The 2,903-nt window shown below is 43.3% G+C and carries 3 protein-coding genes; all 3 read left to right on the top strand.

Annotation, left to right across the window (positions count from 1 at the left end):
* Positions 1 to 1,321, top strand: a 1,321-nt coding sequence (locus PX484_RS18575; protein ID WP_288105069.1) for a PhoX family protein, incomplete at its 5' end; no start/stop codon positions are given.
* 235 nt (positions 1,322 to 1,556) lie between these two features.
* Positions 1,557 to 2,423: a response regulator gene (locus PX484_RS18570; protein ID WP_287767635.1), complete on the top strand. Its 867-nt coding sequence runs from the start codon at positions 1,557 to 1,559 to the stop codon at positions 2,421 to 2,423.
* On the top strand, positions 2,420 to 2,710 hold the full coding sequence (locus PX484_RS18565; protein WP_002772019.1) for a circadian clock KaiB family protein: 291 nt from the start codon (positions 2,420 to 2,422) through the stop codon (positions 2,708 to 2,710). Before PX484_RS18570 ends, PX484_RS18565 begins: the two co-directional genes overlap by 4 nt.
* Positions 2,711 to 2,903 lie beyond the last annotated feature (193 nt).

Genomic DNA, 2,903 nt, shown 5'->3' with positions numbered 1-2,903 from the left:
TATTCTCAATAGTGGGGAAGTGGATGGCCGGGGTAACGTTTTTGGGTTAGCGGGAAATAAATACGGTTGGATGGTGGAGGTGGATCCAGCCAATCCCGACGATTACGGCACAAAACACACTTGGTTAGGGCGTTTTCGCCATGAAGCGGTCGCTTTTCTCGCTCAAACGGGGCAACCCTTGGCGGTTTATTCAGGATGCGATCGCAGAGGCGGTCATATCTATAAATTCGTTTCCGAGGGCAAAATTAGCGATATTAAGCAGAAAAATAACTCAAAACTCCTAGAAAAAGGAATGCTCTACGGGGCCAAATTCAACCCCGATAAAACTGGTTATTGGATACCATTAAATCCCGACACGGAGATAAATCCCGTCCTACCGAGTCAAATTGCCGCTAGTCGCGGGGATGGGGTGGTAGCGTTGCCAAATCCCGAAAGAACGGCCAATGAGACTAAATTACTGCTATTTAAGGACGATGAGGAGATTCTGGCCTACAAATCTAAATATAAGACCCTCGCAGACCTGTATGAAGGTAATGGGACGGAAAAACAGGGAGCAATTCTCATCGATGCTCATTTTGCCGCTAACGCCGTTGGGGTCACTTGTACTGGTCGCCCAGAAGATACGGAAGTGGACGAGAATGGCACTTTATATATGACCTTTACCTCTGGTAGTCCCAGTGAAGCGGAGGGAGGAGCCGATAAGGAGATATTTAAGGGACCAAATGGCGAAATACCCTACGAATTTGGTTGGATTATCAGCTTAAGGGAAGATAATAACGATGCTGCTTCCTTAAGTTTTCGTTGGGATGTGGTCGCTTATGGAGGGGAACCGACAGAGAAAGGTGAGGGTTTTTCTAATCCCGATAACCTCGCTTTCGATAAACAGGGAAATCTCTGGATGGTTAGCGATATTTCCACGGGTGGGTTAAATCGAGAGATGAAAACTCGTTATCCCCAAGGGGTCCCGGTTAGTCAACGGGATTTATTGGGGATTTTTGGTAATAATAGCGCTTGGGTGTTTGTTAAGGGTCAAGAGCATCCCTATCCTTTTGCTATCGCTCCCATGGATGCGGAATTAACGGGATTGTACTTTACTCCCGACCAAGAGACGTTATTTTTGGCAGTACAACATCCGGGGGAAGCGGGGGGAATTCGTCGGGATTTAGCCTTTGAAAACCGTAAATTTGCCCTTAAAACCACTAATGGGCAAGAATTTGAACAAATGCGACAAGTACCCCTAGGGTCGAATTGGCCCAGTGGTCAAGTTAATCAACCTCCCCGGCCGGCAGTGGTGGCGATTCGCCGAATTGAGTCAAAATAGGTGAGGGAAGTGAGGAGGTGGGGAAGTGGGGAGAAAAAGGAAATAGATTGTTTCCTTGGAGTAGAAAAGCGATCTTTTTCAGGAAAAATCGTTAAATTAAGGAATTTAAGGGCAAGGTCGCCATTAAAATCTCACTTTTGCCGGAGATATGTTGTGATTTTGTCCTTGAGTTTCCCAAAGATGGGCTTACTATGAGAGTAGGGGGAAAAAAGATAATTTTAGCGATCGATTAACAATGACTAGGGATCTCTGTAGGATTTTATTGATAGAGGACGAACCGACGACTGTTAAATTAATCCAGAGATTGCTGTTAAAGGCCCCCCAATGTTCCCTGGCCAGGGGGTTGACTTTTACCCTCACCCAAGCTCAGGATCTAGAGGAAACTGCCGAAAAACTGGCAGGGGAGAAATTTGATCTCATCCTCTTAAGCTTGGAAATCTCTGTTCCCCCCGGCTTAAATATTCTAGTCAAAACCAGAGAATTAGCCTCTGATATACCGATAGTGGTTCAAACTACTAGCAATGATGAGAAATTAGTCGTTAAAGCCTTTCAACTCGGTGCTGACGGTTATATTCAGTTAAATAATATCGATAGTAGTCTTTTAGTCTATCAAATTCGTGTGGCGATCGAGCGTCAGCAATATATCCTCAATCTTAAACATCAACAACAGGAAGAAGAATTTCGCGAACTGGAACAGTTAATCAAGGGAGTACAAACTAGCATCACGGCGAAAATGTTCGGTTCTGAGGCAATAAGGCAGAGTATTCCCGATATTTTTCAAGAATTAGTCCAAAATTACGGAGATTTATTAGATTTAGCTTTAGAAGAACAAGCATACAAAGTGGAACATAATCTATCGGAACGACTGCGAAGCTTGGCTGATAAGTTAGGATTCTTAAAAGCTAGTCCTCGCGATGTGGTGGACATTCATACTACCACCCTACGCCAAAAAAATCAGGATGTCACCCTGGCCAAAGCGCAGGCCTACGTTAGCGAAGGTCGTCTCATGGTCCTGGAATTGATGGGTTATCTCGTCTCTTTCTATCGTAAATACTATATCGGTCTCAGCAACATTAAACTGTTCAATAACACGCAATCATGAGTCAATATCTTCTCAAACTCTACATTATGGGTGATTCAAGTAAATCCCAGAGGGCGATCGCTAATATTTTTCGTATCTGTCGCGAGGAGTTATCCGGTCTTTATACCGTAGAAATAATTGATGTTCTCGAACAGCCGCAATTAGCGGAACAGGATAAAATTCTCGTAACTCCTACTTTAGTCAAACAACTTCCCCCACCCCTACAAAGAATTATCGGCGATATGTCCAATACCCAAAAGGTTCTCCTCGGTTTGGATGTTATTCCCAAAGACTCCCATCTCAATTAGGATTCACCTAAAAATTCGGCTCTTCTAGGTTCTGTGTGATAAGTTTAACTTACTATATAGCGTTTTCAAATAAGACATGAAAAAGCATCGTAATTGTGGAGATTAGGAAAAGTAAATAGTTTAAGGTTGATTAAAAGATTAAATATCTTCTTCATAATCCCAAAATTTTTACAGAAACGGTAGCATCTCCTTA

This window comes from Microcystis sp. M49636_WE2, assembly GCF_030065375.1.
Taxonomy (GTDB): domain Bacteria; phylum Cyanobacteriota; class Cyanobacteriia; order Cyanobacteriales; family Microcystaceae; genus Microcystis; species Microcystis aeruginosa_C.
This window is presented reverse-complemented; position numbering and strand designations above follow the sequence as displayed.

What these genes read in the sequence shown, in the direction of transcription:
- PX484_RS18570 (WP_287767635.1), top strand. Translation starts at nt 1,557, where the DNA reads ATGACTAGGGATCTCTGTAGGATTTTATTGATAGAGGACGAACCGACG.
- PX484_RS18565 (WP_002772019.1), top strand. Translation starts at nt 2,420, where the DNA reads ATGAGTCAATATCTTCTCAAACTCTACATTATGGGTGATTCAAGTAAA.